This is a genomic window from Verrucosispora sp. WMMC514, assembly GCF_027497295.1.
In the GTDB taxonomy this organism is placed as follows: Bacteria; Actinomycetota; Actinomycetes; order Mycobacteriales; family Micromonosporaceae; genus Micromonospora; species Micromonospora palythoicola.
On the sequence record NZ_CP114906.1, the window covers coordinates 6,042,372 to 6,059,830 of the forward strand.

The following is a 17,459-nucleotide window of genomic DNA, read 5'->3' on the forward strand; positions in this document are numbered from 1 at the left end:
GGCCCGTCTACCCGCCTGAACCGCCGTCAACCGTGCCGGCCGGTCATCGGGGCGGGCGTACCACCGCGACCGGACAGTGACTGTGGTGCAGCAGTGACTGGCTCACCGAACCCAGCAGCAGTCCGGTCACCTCACCCCGCCCCTGTCCACCGACCACCATCAGTTGCGCCTGGCGGGAGGCGTCGGTGAGCACCCGTGCGGCGCGACCCCGCACCGAGCTGCGGGTGATCTGCACCTCGGGGTACCGCTCGGTCAGCCCGGCGATGGACTCGGCCACCGCGCGGTCCTCGTCGGCCCGTAACTCGGACTCGTCGTACACCAGCGGCTGCATGTCACCCGGACCGGTGGACACCGGATGCCGGTAGGCGTGCAGCGCGAGCACCGCGGCATCGCGCAGCGCGGCCTCCTGGACGGCGAACTCCACGGCCCGGCGGGACAGTTCCGACCCGTCCACCCCGACCACCACGGCACCGTCGGCGCGCGAGGTGCCGCGCGCCACCAGCACCGGACAGTCGGCGTACGCGGCCAGCTTCACCGCGACCGAGCCGAGCACCAGCGCCGCGAACCCACCGCCGCCGCGGTCACCGACCACCACCATCGTCGCGGTGGACGCCTCGGCGAGCAGCACGGCCGTGGCCTCACCGTCGACGAGCTCGCCGGTGACCCGGAGCCCGGGAGCGGTCGCCTCGGCCTCGTCGACGGCGGTGGCGACCAGTTGCTCCGCGCGCGCTCGCAGCCCGCCGTCGGGGGCGCCCTGCGTGGCCGGACGGACGGGGGAGTGCAGCGTCGGCCAGATGAAGGCGTGCACTACCCGCAGCGGTCGGCCGCGGTGGGCAGCCGCCGTGGCGGCAAGTCGGAGCGCGGCGCGGGCGGACTCGGAGCCGTCCACGCCGACCACCACCGCCGCACCGCTGTCCGGGGTCACCGTCGCCTCCCGTGCTCGGTCGTCATCGGGACCGGTCCCGGTCAGTATCGCCGTCTCCCGGCGGCCGGCGGGGCGATACCGCCGAGGCGGTCGGCCGGGTGACCATGCGTGGATCCATCTCCGTATGATGCTTGCCCCAGAGCAAGTATTTTCGGAGGATGGTCATGGCGGATGCCCCCACAGGGATTTCCCGCGCCCTGCGTGAGGCCCCGCCCGACCGCGTGGTCGAAGCCGCCGACCTGGCCATCCGGTCGGCGCTCGGTGCGTCGGGCACCGCCGTCTACCTCGCCGACTACCGGATCAGCGGGTTGTGGCCGGTGCTCGACTCGCGCCCGGGCGGCGCGGCCGGCTCGGACGTCCAGGGTACGGTGCGGCGCTGCTTCAGCAGCCAGCAGCCGGTCCGGCAGTCCGGTGAGGACGGGCGGTGCCGCATCCACCTGCCGCTGACGGTGTGGGGCGAGCGGCTCGGCGTGCTCATGGTCGAGCTGACCGGCGAACCGACGGAGACGGTGGTGCGCGCGGCGGTCGACATGGCCGGGGATCTGGCCATGTCGCTGCGGGCGGCCGACCGGGAGACCGACCGCTACCGGCGGGTCCGGCGGCGGGAGCGGCTGAGCATGGCGGCGGAGCTGCAGTGGGAACTGCTGCCAGGGCGCAGCGTCAGCCACGACTCCTTCCACCTGGCGGGTCAGCTCGAACCGGCGTACACGGTGGGTGGTGACCACTTCGACTGGTCCCTGGACGAGGGGCGGCTCACCGTCACGGTGCTCAACGGCGACGGTATCGGCCTCGCCGCCGCGCTGTTGACGGCGGTGACGGTGAACGCGATGCGCAACGCCCGCCGCTCCGGTGGCGGCCTGGTGGAACAGGCCGAGCTGGCCTCCGACACGGTCTACTACCAGCATCGGGGCGATCGGCACGTGGCCACGCTGCTGCTCGAACTGGACTGTGCCAGCGGCCGGGTGCGGGCGGTGGACGCCGGCTCGCCGCATCTGGTGCGGGTGCGGGGCGGTGCGGTGTCCCGGGTCGCCCTGGAACAGCAGCTACCGCTGGGCATGTTCGGCGAGACCCGGTACGACCTCCAGGAGTTCGACCTCGACCCGGGGGACCGGTTGTTCGTCGTCTCCGACGGGGTGTGGGCGGCGGATCCGAGCGGCCGGGAGACGTACGGCGAGCGGGCGATGGCCCGGGCGATGCGGGCCACACGGTTACAGCCGCCGACCGAGGCGGTTGGTACGGTGATGCGCGAGTTGCAGAGCTTCCACGCGGACGCCGATCTGCGGGACGACGCGGTTGTCGTCTGTCTGGACTGGCGTGGCTCGGCCGGCCGGGATCTGGGTTGACCTACCGTGGGGCGGGTCGGTGTGGACAGCGGAACGATCGCAGGGGACATCGGGTGGAGCGACCGGATCTCAGCGCGGCGATGGACACGGCCGCCGAGGCGCTGGTGGGCGTGCTCGACTCGGCCGTGCACCGGCACCGGCTCGCGGTGTCGCCGACCCAGCTACGGGTGCTGTCCCTGCTCAGCGTCCGTCCGGAGACGAATGTCAACGGGCTGGCCGAGCTGCTGGACGTGGTGCCCTCCTCGGCCAGCCGGCTCTGTGACCGGCTGGAGGCGATCGGGCTGGTGCGCCGTACGGTCGACCCGCGGGATCGTCGGGAGGTGCGCCTTGCCCCGACCGCCGCCGCCGAGGCGCTGCTGGCGGAGGTGCGCTCACGCCGGCACGAGGCGGTACGGGCCGTCCTCGAACGGATGCCGGTCCGGGGACGGCAGGAGCTGCTCTGGGCGCTTGTGGCCTTCGGGCGGGCGGCGACTGCGCAGCGCGCGGCCACCCGTAGTACCTGACCCTAGTATCCTAGGACGTTTTACGCGCAGTGACGCCAGTCACACCAGCATCGATCGACGACCGACCCGCCACCTCTGGGCAGCGGAAGCATCACGACAGCCCGCTATAGTGGCAGCGCATCCGACCGGCCGGTGATCATCGACGATGGACGGCCGGGGCAGGAATCACAGGGGGCGCCGGCAGCAGCCGGCTGGATACGCGTACGACGCCGCGCGGCGGACCAGGGCCGCGGTGCCCGAGCGCGTCGCGGAGGAGGTTCGGTGTCGGGTCGGGCGGAGCGACCGCAGGCCCGCGGCGGCGATGGCCGGACATCCGACGACCGGGTGCTCACCTGGCCGAACCTGATCAGCTTCGTCCGCCTGCTGGGTGTGCCCCTGTTCCTCTTCCTGTTCCTGGTGGCTCGCGCCGACGTCGCCGCGATCGTGGTGCTGGCCGTCGGCGGCACCAGCGACTGGGTGGACGGCTGGATCGCCCGGCGGCTGGGACAGGTCAGCCGGCTCGGCGAACTGCTCGACCCGCTCGCCGACCGGCTCTACATCCTCGCCACCCTCATCGCGTTCACCGCCCGTGAGGTGGTGCCGTGGCAGTTCACCGCCGCACTGCTGGCGCGGGAGCTGCTGCTGCTGGGCTCGCTCGGCGTGCTGCGGCGACACGGCTACGGGCCGCCGCCGGTGCACTACGTCGGTAAGACGGCCACCTTCCTGTTGCTGGCCGCCTTTCCGATCCTGCTGCTGGCCGCGGTGGTTCCGGCGGCCGCGGCGACCGTCGGCGCGATCGGCTGGGCGTTGGCGTGGTGGGGTCTGGTGCTCTACTGGATCGCCGGTGTGTTGTACGTGATCCAGGCCCGGCAGTTGGTGCGGGCGGTACGCGAGCGGCAGGAAACGGTCGCATGAGCGCGCGGCGGCGAGCGGTCCATCGACTCAGCGCCCTGCTGCCGCACGGGGGAGGGCCGTCATGAGCGACGATCCCGGTCAGAGCCGGCGTGGGCCGAGGGGCTTCACCCCGGACTTTCTCACCGAGTTGTTCCGTAATCCCTTGGATCCGGGCTACGCCGACGCGGCGGCCCGACGGGCGAAGACCGGCCGGCCGGCCCGGTCGGGCTGGTCGGTGGGGCCGATCGGCCTGGTGGTGGTCGTGCTGCTCGGGTTCCTGTTCGCGGTGGCCTACCGGCAGACGGTGGCCGAGGAGCCGGGTCGTGCGCAGGCCCGCTCGGGCCTGGTGGCGCAGATCAAGCAGCGGCAGGGTGAGACCGACGCGCTGTCGACGCGGGCCGAGGAACTGCGCGAGGAGGTCAACCGGCAGCGGGAGGCCGCGTTGGGTGGTTCCCACGCGGCCCGGTTGCGGGAGCTGGAGGCGAGCACCGGCCTGGGGCGGGTGCGCGGTGACGGTGTGGTGGTGGAGTTGGCGGACGCGCCGGCTGGTCAGGACGCGCTCAGCGGCACCGACGCCGGTCCGGCGCAGGTGATCTACCTTGATCTGCAGAGCGTGGCGAACGACCTGTGGGGGGCCGGTGCCGAGGCGATCGCGATCAACGGGCAACGGTTGACGTCGACGTCGACGATCCGTTCCGCGGGTCAGGCGATCCTTGTCGACTTCCGTCCGGTGACCGGGCCGTACGAGGTGAGTGCGATCGGGCCGGACGGCATGCGTGAGCGGTACGAGGCCAGCGGGAGCGCGTTGACGATGCGCCAGGTGGCGAAGGTGACGGGGGTCTCCTTCGCGGTGCGCGACGCCGACGACCTCACGCTGCCCGCTGCTCCGGAGCCACGGCTACGCTACGCGGAGCCCGCGGTGAGTCCGAGCGTGTCGTCGTCGGGCGCAGACGAGTCGTCCGGCTCGGGTACGTCCCCCAGTCCCTCCGGAGGTGGTCGATGATCGCGGTGCTGGCCCTGTTGGCCGGTGTGCTGCTCGGGCTGTGGCTTGATCCCACGGTGCCGGCGGCGTTGCAGCCGTACCTGCCGATCGCGGTGGTGGCCGCGTTGGACGCGGTGTTCGGTGGGGTTCGGGCGAAGCTTGACCGCATCTTCGACGACAAGCAGTTCGTGGTGTCGTTCATCTCGAACGTGCTGGTGGCCGCGCTGATCGTGTATCTGGGTGACCAGTTGGGGGTGGGCGGTCAGTTGTCCACCGGTGTGGTGGTCGTGTTGGGGGTTCGAATCTTCGGCAACGTGGCGGCGATCCGTCGGCACCTGTTCCGGGCGTAGGTTTGTGGCGTGAATGACGAGCACACGCAGACGGGTACGGGGTGGCCGCAGCCGGCGGAGCCGGCGCGGCCGGACGGCCCGGCGGGAGAGCCGGATCCGCGTCCGGAGGCGCCGGATCCGGACGAGTTGAGTCCGTTGTCGCCGCAGGGTCACCCGGCGGAGGACGAGGAGCCGTCGGCCGCGCCGGACGGGTCGGTCTCGGCGGCGCCCGCCGAGCCGGCTGCGGCGGTGCCGCCGTGGCGGCGGTTGAGTTCCGCCGCGGTGATGATCGTGGTGTTGCTGGGGCTGCTGGGGTTCACCCTGGCGGTGCAGCTGAAGATGACGACGACGGATTCGTCGTTGGCGGCGGCGCGGCAGGAGGATCTGGTCCGGATCCTGTACGACCTGGAGGCGCGGGAGATCCGGTTGCGGCAGGACATCGCCGCGTTGGAGGACAGCCAGCGGCAGTTGCGTTCGGGTGAACAGGGGCGTCAGGCCGCGTTGGAGGAGGCGACCCGGCGGGCGGACGAGTTGGGCATTCTGGCGGGTACGTTGCCGGCGCGGGGTCCGGGTCTGACGGTGCGGTTCCAGGCGGGGACGAAGCCGATCTCGGCGGTGCGGGTGTTGGACGCGGTGCAGGAGCTGCGGGGCGCCGGTGCGGAGGCGATGCAGATCTCCGGTGGTGACCGGGCGACGGTGCGGATCGTGGCGTCGACGTATTTCCTGAACGGGGAGGGCGGGTCGTTGATCGTGGACGGGCGTCCGTTGACGGGGCCGTTCACGATCACGGTGCTGGGTGACCCGGCGACGATGCGTACGGCGCTCAACATTCCTGGTGGGGTGGTCGCGTCGGTGGCCGGTGACGGCGGTAACGTGATCGTTGAGGAGCGTGAGGTTGCCGAGGTCTCGGCACTGCACGATCCCCGCCCGATGGAACATGCCCGTCCGGTCTCCTGAAGGTCGGCGGGCGGCACCGGTTGGTCCGGTGTCGCGATGGATGAGGACGCTGCTGGTGATTCCTGAGGATCTGCGTTACACCGCCGAGCACGAGTGGGTGGCTGCCGCGGACGGTGGGGCCGTTCGGGTGGGCATCACCCATTTCGCGCAGGATGCTCTTGGCGACATCGTGTATGTGCAGTTGCCGGAGGCGGGGGCGGCGGTGGCGGCCGGTGAGTCGTTGGGTGAGATCGAGTCGACCAAGAGTGTGTCGGAGCTGTACGCCCCGGTGGCTGGGACGGTGTCGGCGCGCAACGAGGCGTTGGTCGACACGCCCGAGGTGATCAACAGTGATCCGTACGGCGCGGGCTGGTTGGTGGAGATCGCGGTGTCGGATCCGGCGGCGGTGGACGCGTTGTTGAGTGCGGACGCGTATCGCGAGTTGACGGAGAGCTGAGCTTTCTTGCTGTGCGGGCGGGGCGGTGTCTGCCGCGCGTCCGGTTGCCCTGTTTTTCGGCGCTGGCTAGGCTCGCCCAGTCGACCGAGAACCCATTAGTTGAGCGTCGCGGACAGCCTTTCGGGGCACGGAGAGCCAGCCGCCGGGTGGATGAGAGCCCGGCGGCCAGACCCGCCGTCTCCCGACGCCGACCGAAACAGATTCCGTGAGGTGGTCCCCATGACTCGCCCAGGCGACGAGTTCCCCCCGCTCGACGTCACGTCGACGCTCAATCTCGGTTCGCTCGAGGAAGCGCTGGAGGGGCCGGACACCGATGTGGTGCCGAGCCGGATGTCCGGTTCGCTGCCGCCGGGGATGGCACTGCTGGTGGTCCGGCGGGGGCCGAACGCGGGTGCCCGGTTCCTGTTGGATCATGACGTGACGACCAGTGGGCGGCATCCGGACAGTGACATCTTTCTCGACGACGTGACGGTGTCGCGTCGGCACGCGGAGTTCCACCGGGATGGTGGGACGTTCACGGTGCGGGACGTGGGCAGTTTGAACGGCACGTACGTGAACCGGGAGCGGGTCGAGGCGGCGACCTTGAGCAACGGTGACGAGGTGCAGATCGGCAAGTTCCGGGTGGTGTTCATCGCCGGTCCGCGCCCGGAGGGTGAGGCCGGCCGGGGGTGAACGAGCCTGCGGCCTCCAGGCCGTCCGGGGTGGGTGGCGCCCCGCCGTTGATGAGTATCGGCGAGGTGCTGGCCCAGTTGCGGGCGGATTTTCCGGACGTGACGATTTCGAAGTTGCGGTTTCTTGAGGCTGAGGGCCTGGTGGAGCCGCAGCGTACGGCGGCGGGTTACCGGAAGTACGGCTGGGACGATGTGGCGCGGTTGCGGTTCGTGCTGACCGCGCAGCGGGATCAGTATCTGCCGTTGCGGGTGATCCGTGAGCAGTTGGCGCGCTGGGACACCGATGGTGAGGTGCCGGAGGGTTCGCGTCCGGCGTTGGTGGCGGTGGGGCCTGACGGTGCGGTGCCGGGTCGTGGCGCGGCGTCGGCGGTCGAGTCGGCGCAGGTCCGGTTGGATCGTGCCGAGTTGGTGGCGCGTAGTGGGCTGGACGAGTCGACGTTGGGTGAGTTGGAGCGGCTCGGGCTGGTGGTGTCGGATCCGCCGGGGTGGTACGACGGCGATGCGTTGATCATTGCGCGGGCGGTGGCGGGTCTGGCCGCGTACGGGTTCCAGCCGCGGCATCTGCGGGGTTATCGGACGGCGGCCGATCGTGAGGTCGGTTTGTTCGCGCAGTTGGTGGCGCCGTTGGTGCGGCAGAGTGATCCGGCGGCGCGGGCGCGGGCGGCGGAGACGGCGCGGGAGTTGGTGGCGTTGTCGCAGCAGTTGCATGCGGCGTTGGTGCGGGTGGGGTTGCGCTCGACGTTGGGGCGGTGAGGTGCGTGTGCGTGCTGATCAGCCGGTTCGTGAGTGGCGTAGGCTTGCGGGGGTAACCCCTCTTCTGGCGCGGGCGTGGGTGCGTGCAGCGCATGCGACGGCCGTGTCGCGGTCCGTGTACCGTGCAGGGAAGGGCGCGGTGCGGCGTAGGTGACAACGACACGGAGGCGGCGGTGCGCGAGCTGAGCGTGGTCGGGGTTCGGGTTGAGTTGCCCAGCAACCAGCCGATCGTCCTGCTCAGGGAGGTCGAGGGGGACCGCTATCTGCCGATCTGGATCGGCGCGGTCGAGGCGACGGCGATCGCTTACGAGCAGCAGGGTGTCAAGCCGGCGCGCCCGTTGACCCATGATCTTCTGCGGGATGTGTTGGCGGCGTTGAAGGCGCCGTTGCGGGCGGTGGAGATCACCGAGTTGAAGGAGAACGTGTTCTTCGCTGATCTGTTGATCGGTGATGGGGTGCGGGTCTCGGCTCGGCCGAGTGATTCGATCGCGTTGGCGTTGCGGGTGGGTGCGCCGATTCGTTGTGCCGAGCAGGTCCTCAGCGAGGCGGGGATCGTGATTCCCGACGAGCAGGAGGACGAGGTGGAGAAGTTCCGGGAGTTCCTGGATCAGGTGCGTCCGGAGGATTTCGCCGGCTGAGAGTTCGGCCCTGCCGGTGTCGGTGGGAAGGCCGTGTGGGCGGTGACTGTCGGTTATGGTGATGGTCATCGCTGTCGATGCGCGGCGTGTCGCGACGGTTTCTCCGTGGTAACTCCTGGCGGTCGCTATAGGGTTGCCGTGTCGAGGGGTGCGCGTTCCGGAAGCGGCGTGGCACCGCACTGACGGGGAGGTTGTCCGGATGTACGAGCCGCGGGATTCCGATCAGGGTGCGGTGTCGGGTGAGCCGGGTGGGATGCCCGGGTCGGCAACTGACGGTGACGGTGCGGTGGGGTACCGGGGTGTGACGGCCTGCCACGCGGTGGGGATCAGTTACCGCCAGTTGGATTACTGGGCGCGTACGGCTCTGGTGGTGCCGAGTGTGCGGGACGCCTCGGGTTCCGGCACGCAGCGGTTGTACTCATTTCGCGACCTGGTGGTGTTGAAGGTGGTGAAGCGGCTGCTGGACGCCGGGGTGTCGCTGCAGAACATCCGTAAGGCGATCGAGGCGTTGCGGTCGCGGGGCGTGGCGGATCTGGCCGGCATCACGTTGATCTCCGATGGGACGACGGTGTACGAGTGTCGTTCGCCGGAGGAGGTGGTCGACCTGTTGCAGGGCGGCCAGGGGGTGTTCGGCATCGCGATCGGTGGCGCGTTCAAGGAGATCCAGGGTTCGTTGTCGCATCTGCCGGCGGAGCCGGCGGCGGTGTCGGTGGAGCCGGGTCCGGCTGAGGTCGCCGAGGGTGGCGCGGTGGGCGACGAGTTGGCCGCGCGGCGGGCCCGGCGGCGGGCGGGTTGAGTTGGTCCACTGTGGTGTCCCGCGGTCGCGCTGCCGCTGGTGACGCTGTTCCGTCGGTCCAGGTTGTGCACTCTCGGTGACAGCGCCGGGTGGCTCGGGTGACGACCCGGAGTGAGTTTTGTGACTCTTCGTGTCTGGTTGTTGTCGGGAATCCGATGGGTCGCCGGTGACGGGGCGGGCGGGGCACGCTATCGTCCGACACGGTCTGCCGGCTGACGCCGCCGTGGGGTGGTGCAGACGTCGGCGGGTTGTCGTCGCGTGCGCTGACACCGCGCGTCCCCTCACGACGGAAGGAAACAACCGTGACGGTTACCGAAGAGACCGCTCCGGTCTCGCATTACGAGCGCATCGGTGGGGCGGCGGCGGTGAAGGCCGCTGTCGAGTTGTTCTACGACCGGGTGCTCGCCGATCCGGAGCTTGCCGGCTACTTCGCCGAGGTGGACATGGCGGGGCAGCGTCGGCACCTGGCGTTGATGCTGGCGGTGGTGCTCGGTGGTCCGAACGAGTACACCGGCCGGGACCTGGCGTCGGCGCACCGGCCGTTGAACATCCCGGTGGCGCACTACGTCATGGTGGGTGAGCATCTGACGGCGACGTTGACGCAGCTGGGTGTGCCGGGTGACATCATCGCCGACGTGCAGGCGGTGCTGGCGCAGGTGCAGGACCAGGTGGTGGCCGGCGGGGACCAGGCGGGCGCCTGAGCGTGGACGTGCCCCGGCTCAAGCAGAGCTGGTCGCTGGTCGCCGCGCACGGTGACCAGGTGCCGCTCTACTTCTATTCGACGCTGTTCCTGGCGTATCCGGAGACCCGGCAGATGTTCCCGACGAACATGGCGGGGCAGCGGGATCGGCTGGTGACCGCGCTCGGGCACATCGTGTCCCAGGTGGACCAGGTGGACCGGTTGGTGGGTTTCCTGCAGGATCTGGGCGTCGACCACCGTAAGTTCGCGGTGCGGGCGGAGCATTACCCGGCGGTGGGTGAGGCGTTGCTGGCGACGCTGCGGCATTTCCTCGCCGACCAGTGGACCGACGAGTTGGCGCAGGACTGGGCGGCGGCGTACGGGCTGGTGGCGCAGGTGATGACCGAGGCGGCGCAGGCCGCTGAGGCGACGAGTCCACCGTGGTGGGCCGCGGAGGTGGTGGGGCACGAGCGGCGGGCGTTCGACGTGGCGGTGCTGACGTTGCGTCCGCAGTATCTGTTGCCGTTCACCGCTGGTCAGTCGATCGGGGTGTCGCATCCGGCGGTGCGGTCGTGGCGGTACTACTCGCCGGCGAACGCGCCACGTGCGGACGGCACTGTGGAGTTGCATGTGCGGGCCGCGCCGGGCGGTGCGGTGTCGTCGCGGCTGGTGTACGGGTGTGCCGTGGGTGACCAGGTGCATCTGGCCGCTCCGGTGGGTGACGGGTTGACGTTGCGGGCGGCCGGTTCGGCAGATCTGCTGCTGTTGGCCGGTGGTACCGGTTGGGCGCCGTTGAAGGCGTTGGTGGAGCAGGTGGCCGCGGAGGGGTCCCGGCGTCGGGTCGACGTGTACGTGGGGGCACGGTCACGCAGTGAGTTCTACGACGGTGACGCGTTGGAGAAGTTGACCGCCTCGTATCCGTGGTTGTCGGTGACGCAGGTGGTCGGGTTGGACCTGAACCGGCCGGGGGAGTTCGTGTATCCGGTGGACCGGGCGCTGGCCGACGGTGACTGGCGGTCCCGGCATGTGTACGTGTGTGGTTCCGACGACATGGTGTCGCACACGGTGGCGATTCTGACCCGGTCCGGCTTCCATGCCGGGCAGGTGCATCACGAGGGTCTGGGTAGGCACTGGTACGGCCCCTCGTGGCGGACGGCGGTGGGAGGCCCCGCTGTCTCTGACGATTCCGGAGGTGCCCGGTGAGTGAGCCTCGTGGCCGCGAGTGGCGGGCCGGTGCGGTGAGTGGGGTCCCGGTCGGCCGGTACGACGGTGGGCAGGTCGCCACTGGTGCGCAGGTGCGGATGACCGCCGACCGGGTGCGCCGGTGGGAGTTCGGGTCGTCGTCGTTCGGGCGGCGTGGGTACGACCAGAACGACGTGGACCGGTTCCGGGTGCAGGTGGCCGATGAGTTGGATCTGCTGTCGACGCAGGTGGCGAACCTGCGGGCGGAGAACGAGCGGCTCAACGACCATGTGGAGTTGCATCGTCACGGGGTGATTCCGAGTTCGGAGCCGGCGTCGAAGGTGCCGGCGGCCAAGGAGGTGAATCTGCTCTCGGCGGCGCAGCGGGAGGCCGAGCAGATCATCGCGCAGGCGCACGACTACGCGCGGCGGGTCGCCGAGTATGCCCGTACCCAGTACGAGAGCTATGTGCGGGCGGCGGTGGAGGAGGCCCGTCAGGAGGCGGAGCGGGTGGTGCAGGACTACCACGTGGCGGCGGGGCCGACGTTCGACGACGGGGTGGCCGCGCGGGAGGCACTGCGGATCTACGGCGAGATGATGATCTCGCACATGCAGGCGGCGGCGCGGCATCTGGACGACGGCAGTGAGCAGTTGTCCCGGACCATGGAGCGCATCGGCGCGCAGCCGGCGGCGGCCGGTGCGGCGGCGGCCCGGTCGTTGCCTCGGCACCAGCAGCGCTGACCCGAGACCGCCCGGCTCGCCGGGGTGCCACCGGTGGCGGTTCACCGCCGCCGCCGGTGGTGTTCGTCGCTGACGGTGGTGCTGGGGCACGATGGGTGGGTGCAGGAGCTGATCGAGCCGTTGGCGGGTCTGGTGGCCGCCGGTGGGGTGGTGGTGCTCAGCGGCGCCGGGTTGTCCACCGAGTCGGGCATTCCCGACTATCGGGGGCCCAGTGGTGTCGCGCGCCGGCACACGCCGATGACGTACCAGACGTTTCTGACCGACGCGGTGGCGCGTCGGCGGTACTGGGCGCGCAGTCACCTGGGGTGGCGGTTGATCGCCGGGGCCGAGCCCAACGACGGGCACCGGGCGGTGGCCCGCCTGCAGCGGGGTGGGTTGGTGACGGGGATCATCACGCAGAACGTCGACGGGTTGCACGGCGCGGCCGGTAGCCGTGACGTGACGGAGTTGCACGGGCGGCTCGACGAGGTGGTCTGTCTGGGGTGCCGGCGTCGTACGTCGCGGGCGGAGGTGGACGGGCGGCTGCGGGCGGCCAATCCCGGGTTCGTCGCCCACGCCGTCGAGGTCAACCCGGACGGTGACGTGGATCTCGCTGACGCGCAGGTGGCGGCGTTCCGTACGGTCGACTGCGTGGCCTGTGGTGGGCTGCTCAAGCCGGACGTGGTGTTCTTCGGTGAGACGGTGCCGGCGGCGCGGGTGCAGGCGTGTTTCGCGTTGGTGGAGCAGGCTCGGCTGCTGCTGGTGCTGGGGTCGTCGTTGACGGTGATGTCGGGGCGCCGGTTCGTGGTACGGGCGGCGAAGCGGAACGTGCCGGTGGTGATCGTGAACCAGGGGCCGACCCGTGGTGACGGGTACGCGTGCCTGCGGGTTCCGGCGCCGTTGGGGCGGGTGTTGCCGGCGGTGGCCGACCGGCTGCTCGGTGCCGCACCGTCGGCGGTGCCGGCGGTGCCGAGTCCGGTCGGCGGGTGAGCGGGGGCAGGTCAGGGGGTTCGGTGCGGGCCGTCCGGCACGCTGGTAGCGTTGATCGCGCCGGTAGCACCGACGTGGGAGAGACCGCCTGGCGATCACCGGGGCGGCGCCGAAGGGGCAAATCCTCCCCGGAACCTCTCAGGCAGAAGGACCACGTCGGGTCAGGCACTGTGGAGCGCCCGCGGGTGTGACAGAGGGGGAGGGCCGACCTGTCGACCCCCGCCCGTGCAGGAGCGCCCATGACCGCCGAGCAGTTCGCCGACCGTCACATCGGTCCCGGTCCCGACGACGAGCGCCGCATGTTGGACACCGTCGGGTACGCCTCGATCGACGAGTTGATGGACGCGGCGATTCCCGAGGTGATCCGCTGGCACGGCCGGCTGGACCTGCCGCCGCCGGCCAGCGAACCGGACGCCTTGGCGGAGTTGCGGGCCCTGGCGGCCCGTAACACGGTCGCCGTGTCCATGATCGGGTTGGGGTATCACGGCACCCACACCCCGGCGGTGATCCGCCGCAACGTGTTGGAGAATCCGGCCTGGTACACGGCGTACACGCCGTATCAGCCGGAGATCAGCCAGGGTCGGTTGGAGGCGTTGCTGAACTTCCAGACCATGGTGTCGGATCTGACGGGCCTGGCGACGGCGAACGCGTCGATGCTCGACGAGGGCACCGCGGCGGCGGAGGCGATGACCCTGGCGCGGCGGGCGTCGAAGGCCGGCAGCCGGGTGTACGTGGTCGACGCCGACGCGCTGCCGCAGACCGTCGCGGTGCTCGCCGGGCGGGCGGAGCCGCTCGGTATCGAGGTGCGGGTGCTGGACCTGGACGTCGAGCCGTTGCCGGCGGAGTTCTTCGGTCTGCACCTGCAGTACCCGGGGGCGTCCGGTGCGGTGCGCGACCACGCCCCGCTGGTGCAGGCCGCGCACGCGGCGGGTGCGCTGGTGACGGTCGCGGCGGACCTGTTGGCGTTGACGGTGCTGCGGTCGCCGGGGGAGATCGGCGCGGACATCGCCGCGGGCACCACGCAGCGGTTCGGGGTGCCGATGGGCTTCGGTGGGCCGCACGCCGGCTACCTGGCGGTGCGGGCCGGTCTGGAGCGGATGCTGCCGGGCCGGCTGGTCGGGGTGTCCCGGGACGCGGCCGGCGCGGCGGCGTACCGGTTGGCGTTGCAGACCCGTGAGCAGCACATCCGGCGGGAGAAGGCGACAAGCAACATCTGCACCGCGCAGGTGCTGTTGGCGGTGATGGCCGGCATGTACGCCGTCTACCACGGTCCGGACGGGTTGCGGGAGATCGCGGCCCGTACCCACCGGATGGCGGCCCGGCTGGCCGCCGGACTGCGTGCCGGTGGCGTCGAGGTCGCCGAGGTGGCGTTCTTCGACACGGTGACCGCGCGGGTGCCGGGTCGGGCGGCGCAGGTGGTCGCCGAGGCGCGGCGGCGTGGGGTGAACCTGCGGCTGGTCGACACCGACCGGGTCGGTGTCTCCTGCGACGAGACCACGACGGTCGAGCAGGTGGCCGTGGTGTGGGCGGCCTTCGGTGTCGACGGCGTCGACGGGGAGGTGCCCGAGGGGTTGCCGGCGGCCCTGGCCCGCACCACCGACTTCCTGACCCATCCGGTGTTCCGCACCCACCGGTCGGAGACGTCGATGCTGCGGTACCTGCGTCGACTGGCCGACTTCGACTACGCCCTGGACCGGGGCATGATCCCGTTGGGGTCGTGCACGATGAAGCTGAACGCGACCACCGAGATGGAGCCGGTGAGCTGGGCCGAGTTCGCGGACATCCACCCGTTGGCGCCGGCGGAGCAGACCGCCGGCTACCGGGAACTGATCGGCCAGTTGGAGAGCTGGCTGGCGGAGGTGACCGGCTACGACGCGGTGAGTGTGCAGCCCAACGCCGGTTCGCAGGGCGAGTTGGCGGGGCTGCTGGCGATCCGCGCGTGGCATCGCAGCCGGGGTGAGCGGCACCGCGACGTGTGTCTGATCCCGTCGTCGGCGCACGGCACCAACGCGGCCAGCGCGGTGATGGCGGGGATGCGGGTGGTGGTGGTCGGCTGCGACGCCGACGGCAACGTCGACCTGGTGGACCTGGACGCGAAGATCGACGCGCATCGGGACACCCTCGCGGCGATCATGGTGACGTACCCGTCGACGCACGGGGTGTACGAGACGGGTATCGCGCAGTTGTGCGCGAAGGTGCACGACGCCGGTGGGCAGGTGTACGTCGACGGGGCGAACCTCAACGCGCTTGTCGGGTTCGCCCGGCCGGGCCGGTTCGGGGCGGACGTGTCGCACCTGAACCTGCACAAGACGTTCTGCATTCCGCACGGCGGCGGTGGGCCGGGGGTGGGTCCGGTGGCGGTGCGGGCGCATCTGGCGCCGTTCCTGCCGGGTGACCCGGCCGGTGCGCCGGTGGACGGGCGGCCGGCGATCGCGGCGGCCCGCTACGGGTCGGCGGGGATCCTGCCGATCCCGTGGGCGTACCTGCGGATGATGGGCGCCGACGGTCTGGCCCGGGCGACCGGGGTGGCGGTGCTGGCGGCCAACTACGTGGCGGCGCGGCTGCGGGAGCATTTCCCGGTGCTGTACGCGGGCAACAAGGGCCTGGTCGCGCACGAGTGCATCCTGGATCTGCGGCCAGTAACGAAGGCGACCGGGGTGAGCGTCGACGATGTGGCCAAGCGGCTCATCGACTACGGGTTCCACGCGCCGACGATGTCGTTCCCGGTGGCGGGGACGTTGATGGTGGAGCCGACCGAGAGCGAGGACCTGGCCGAGCTGGACCGGTTCTGCGACGCGATGATCGCCATCCGGGCGGAGATCGACAAGGTGGGTTCGGGTGAGTGGCCGGCCGGGGACAACCCCCTCGCGAACGCGCCGCACACGGCGGCGATGGTCGGCGGCGACGACTGGCCGCACCCGTACCCGAGGTCGGTGGGTGCGTGGCCGGCCGGGATGGACCGGGTAGGGAAGTACTGGCCGCCGGTGCGTCGGGTCGACGGCGGGTACGGCGACCGGAACCTGGTCTGCTCGTGCCCGTCACCGCAGGCCTACGAGAGTTGACCGGTCCGGTGCCGCGCCGACCTGGTCGTGGCGGTCCCTGACCGGGGGACTAGCCTGGGTCGGCGCGGGAAAGACGTCGTGACGGACCGTTACGGCGCCTCAGGCGGCGAGGGCGTGTCGGGCGGGGCCTCGGTGCGGTGCGATGCTGCTGCCGTCGGGCAGCAGCTCGCCGGTGTCCTCGAAGACGATGACTCCGTTGCAGAGCAGGCTCCAGCCCTGTTCACGGAAGCAGGCGATGACCCTGGCGGCTTCCCGGTCGGTGGCTTCGGCGGAGGGACAGGTGGGTTGGTGCTGGCACATCGGGTTCTCCGGACTGTGGGGGCACTGTGTCATGGTTCACATGACCAGTGACGCACAGTACCAAGCGGAAGCGTGCCGCATCGACCGGATGTCCGCGTGGTGCGCGGGAAATCCGCTGAACGGATGAGCATGAACCGCCCAGACGTCGTGGAAGCGCTCCCACGGATGGCTGTCGATCCGCCCGCGGTTCCCGCGTCCTGCCGCGGCCGGCTCGTCGAACGGGCCCGCTGGCAGTGGCACCCCGCCGACGGCGGCGACCCGGCCGGGTACGCCGAACAGTTCCTCGCCGAGCACGGCCTGCACCTGCACGACCTGGCCCGCCCGGCACGCCAGCACCACCGGCACGGTGTCTGCGGGGCCGCCCTCTACGTCTCCGCCGCCGCCGGAGCCCTGCTGGCCGGCGGCGCACCCGGCGCACCCAACCCCACCGGCCTGCCCGAGGTGGCCGTCGTCGTCTACGGCCACACCGAGGCGGCGCCGACGCGTCCCGACCCGCCGGCGCAGTGGTGGCGCGGCGCCTGGACCGAGAGCTGGAGCGAACGCCAGCACGCCGAGGCGGTCACCGCGATCCGCGAGGCCATCGGCCGCGGCGAGGTCTACCAGGTCAACCTCGTCGGGCACGCCAGCGCCCCCTACACCGGCGACCCGGTCCCCGCCCTGGCCCGCCTCGGCCGGCTGCCCGGAGCCCGCTACGGCGGCGTCCTCACCGGCCCCGGCTGGGCCATCGGCTGCGCCAGCCCGGAAACCCTGGTCGAGGTCCGCGCCGGCACCCTCACCACCCGACCCATCAAAGGCACCCGGGCGGCCACCACCGCCGGCCGGGCCGACCTGCTCACCTCCGCCAAGGAACGCGCCGAACACATCATGATCGTCGACCTGGAACGCAACGACCTGGCCCGCATCGCCCGCACCGGCAGCGTCCGCGTCGACGAGCTGTTCGCCGTACGCCGCTGGTGCGACCTGTGGCAGGCCGAATCCACCGTCCGCGCCGAGGTCGCCGACGGACTCGGCCTGGCCGACCTGCTGCGCGCCGTCTGCCCCGGCGGCTCGGTCACCGGCGCACCGAAACTCGCCGCCCTCGACCACATCGCCGCCCTCGAACCCGTCGGCCGCGGCGCCGCCATGGGCGCCCTCGGCTGGATCGGGGCCGACCACATCGACCTCGGCCTGACCATCCGCACCGCCGCCGTCGACGGCACCGCCGTGCACGTCTGGGCAGGCGGCGGCATCACCTGGGACAGCGACCCGGCCGCCGAGGTCGCCGAAGCCGCCGCCAAGACCGCGCCGGTACGCGCCGCCCTGAGGTGAACCCGACCCGCAC

19 protein-coding genes and 1 riboswitch are annotated in these 17,459 nt (G+C 71.3%); of the genes, 17 read left to right on the forward strand and 2 right to left on the reverse strand.

The features are described from left to right. Nucleotides 1–43: 43 nt before the first annotated feature. On the reverse strand, nucleotides 44–925 hold the full coding sequence (locus O7597_RS28010; protein WP_281581221.1) for a universal stress protein: 882 nt from the start codon (nucleotides 923–925) through the stop codon (nucleotides 44–46). A gap of 164 nt (nucleotides 926–1,089) precedes the next feature. Here O7597_RS28010 and O7597_RS28015 point away from each other — a divergent pair, with 164 nt between their 5' ends. The 16 genes from O7597_RS28015 to gcvP all read left to right on the forward strand — a co-directional run bounded on the left by O7597_RS28015 (nucleotide 1,090) and on the right by gcvP (nucleotide 15,838). Further along, nucleotides 1,090–2,268: a PP2C family protein-serine/threonine phosphatase gene (locus O7597_RS28015; protein WP_281581222.1), complete on the forward strand. Its 1,179-nt coding sequence runs from the start codon at nucleotides 1,090–1,092 to the stop codon at nucleotides 2,266–2,268. A gap of 53 nt (nucleotides 2,269–2,321) precedes the next feature. Then, complete coding sequence (locus O7597_RS28020; protein WP_281581223.1) at nucleotides 2,322–2,771, forward strand: MarR family transcriptional regulator; 450 nt, start codon at nucleotides 2,322–2,324, stop codon at nucleotides 2,769–2,771. Nucleotides 2,772–3,095: 324 nt separating this feature from the next. Continuing rightward, on the forward strand, nucleotides 3,096–3,665 hold the full coding sequence (locus O7597_RS28025) for a CDP-alcohol phosphatidyltransferase family protein (RefSeq protein ID WP_281583330.1): 570 nt from the start codon (nucleotides 3,096–3,098) through the stop codon (nucleotides 3,663–3,665). A 61-nt stretch (nucleotides 3,666–3,726) separates the two neighbouring features. Next, the gene (locus tag O7597_RS28030; protein WP_269741701.1) at nucleotides 3,727–4,647 is read left to right on the forward strand and encodes a DUF881 domain-containing protein; all 921 of its coding nucleotides are present in this window, start codon (nucleotides 3,727–3,729) and stop codon (nucleotides 4,645–4,647) included. Then, the gene (locus O7597_RS28035) at nucleotides 4,644–4,976 is read left to right on the forward strand and encodes a small basic family protein (RefSeq protein ID WP_093402419.1); all 333 of its coding nucleotides are present in this window, start codon (nucleotides 4,644–4,646) and stop codon (nucleotides 4,974–4,976) included. Before O7597_RS28030 ends, O7597_RS28035 begins: the two co-directional genes overlap by 4 nt. Before the next feature lie 9 nt (nucleotides 4,977–4,985). Continuing rightward, on the forward strand, nucleotides 4,986–5,912 hold the full coding sequence (locus O7597_RS28040; RefSeq protein WP_281581224.1) for a DUF881 domain-containing protein: 927 nt from the start codon (nucleotides 4,986–4,988) through the stop codon (nucleotides 5,910–5,912). Between the two features lie 55 nt (nucleotides 5,913–5,967). Then, a complete protein-coding gene (gcvH, locus tag O7597_RS28045) occupies nucleotides 5,968–6,348 on the forward strand; it encodes a glycine cleavage system protein GcvH (RefSeq protein WP_164449897.1) in 381 nt (126 codons plus the stop codon). A gap of 219 nt (nucleotides 6,349–6,567) precedes the next feature. Further along, complete coding sequence (locus O7597_RS28050) at nucleotides 6,568–7,020, forward strand: FHA domain-containing protein (protein WP_093402417.1); 453 nt, start codon at nucleotides 6,568–6,570, stop codon at nucleotides 7,018–7,020. A gap of 50 nt (nucleotides 7,021–7,070) precedes the next feature. After that, nucleotides 7,071–7,772 carry a MerR family transcriptional regulator gene (locus tag O7597_RS28055; protein WP_269741703.1) on the forward strand — a complete coding sequence of 234 codons (702 nt, stop codon included), beginning with the start codon at nucleotides 7,071–7,073 and terminating at the stop codon, nucleotides 7,770–7,772. 173 nt (nucleotides 7,773–7,945) lie between these two features. Beyond that, complete coding sequence (locus O7597_RS28060) at nucleotides 7,946–8,410, forward strand: bifunctional nuclease family protein (protein WP_269741704.1); 465 nt, start codon at nucleotides 7,946–7,948, stop codon at nucleotides 8,408–8,410. 199 nt (nucleotides 8,411–8,609) lie between these two features. Further along, entirely contained in the window at nucleotides 8,610–9,206 is a 597-nt protein-coding gene (locus tag O7597_RS28065; RefSeq protein WP_164449894.1) for a MerR family transcriptional regulator, read from the forward strand. 302 nt (nucleotides 9,207–9,508) lie between these two features. Continuing rightward, nucleotides 9,509–9,907, forward strand: coding sequence for a group 1 truncated hemoglobin (locus O7597_RS28070; RefSeq protein WP_281581225.1), 399 nt, complete (start codon nucleotides 9,509–9,511; stop codon nucleotides 9,905–9,907). 2 nt (nucleotides 9,908–9,909) lie between these two features. Next, the gene (locus O7597_RS28075) at nucleotides 9,910–11,088 is read left to right on the forward strand and encodes a globin domain-containing protein (protein WP_281581226.1); all 1,179 of its coding nucleotides are present in this window, start codon (nucleotides 9,910–9,912) and stop codon (nucleotides 11,086–11,088) included. Next, the gene (locus O7597_RS28080) at nucleotides 11,085–11,807 is read left to right on the forward strand and encodes a DivIVA domain-containing protein (RefSeq protein ID WP_269741707.1); all 723 of its coding nucleotides are present in this window, start codon (nucleotides 11,085–11,087) and stop codon (nucleotides 11,805–11,807) included. The genes O7597_RS28075 and O7597_RS28080 overlap by 4 nt, the downstream gene beginning before the upstream one ends. 99 nt (nucleotides 11,808–11,906) lie before the next feature. Continuing rightward, complete coding sequence (locus tag O7597_RS28085) at nucleotides 11,907–12,776, forward strand: NAD-dependent protein deacetylase (RefSeq protein ID WP_281583331.1); 870 nt, start codon at nucleotides 11,907–11,909, stop codon at nucleotides 12,774–12,776. A 65-nt stretch (nucleotides 12,777–12,841) separates the two neighbouring features. Continuing rightward, nucleotides 12,842–12,940: riboswitch (glycine riboswitch) on the forward strand. 75 nt (nucleotides 12,941–13,015) lie between these two features. After that, the gene (gene gcvP / locus O7597_RS28090; RefSeq protein WP_281581227.1) at nucleotides 13,016–15,838 is read left to right on the forward strand and encodes an aminomethyl-transferring glycine dehydrogenase; all 2,823 of its coding nucleotides are present in this window, start codon (nucleotides 13,016–13,018) and stop codon (nucleotides 15,836–15,838) included. 99 nt (nucleotides 15,839–15,937) lie between these two features. Here the strand turns inward: gcvP and O7597_RS28095 are convergent, their stop codons facing one another. Beyond that, nucleotides 15,938–16,138, reverse strand: coding sequence for a DUF5999 family protein (locus O7597_RS28095; protein WP_093402410.1), 201 nt, complete (start codon nucleotides 16,136–16,138; stop codon nucleotides 15,938–15,940). Between the two features lie 96 nt (nucleotides 16,139–16,234). Between O7597_RS28095 and O7597_RS28100 the strand changes: the two genes are divergently transcribed. Then, entirely contained in the window at nucleotides 16,235–17,446 is a 1,212-nt protein-coding gene (locus tag O7597_RS28100) for a chorismate-binding protein (protein WP_281583332.1), read from the forward strand. Nucleotides 17,447–17,459 lie beyond the last annotated feature (13 nt).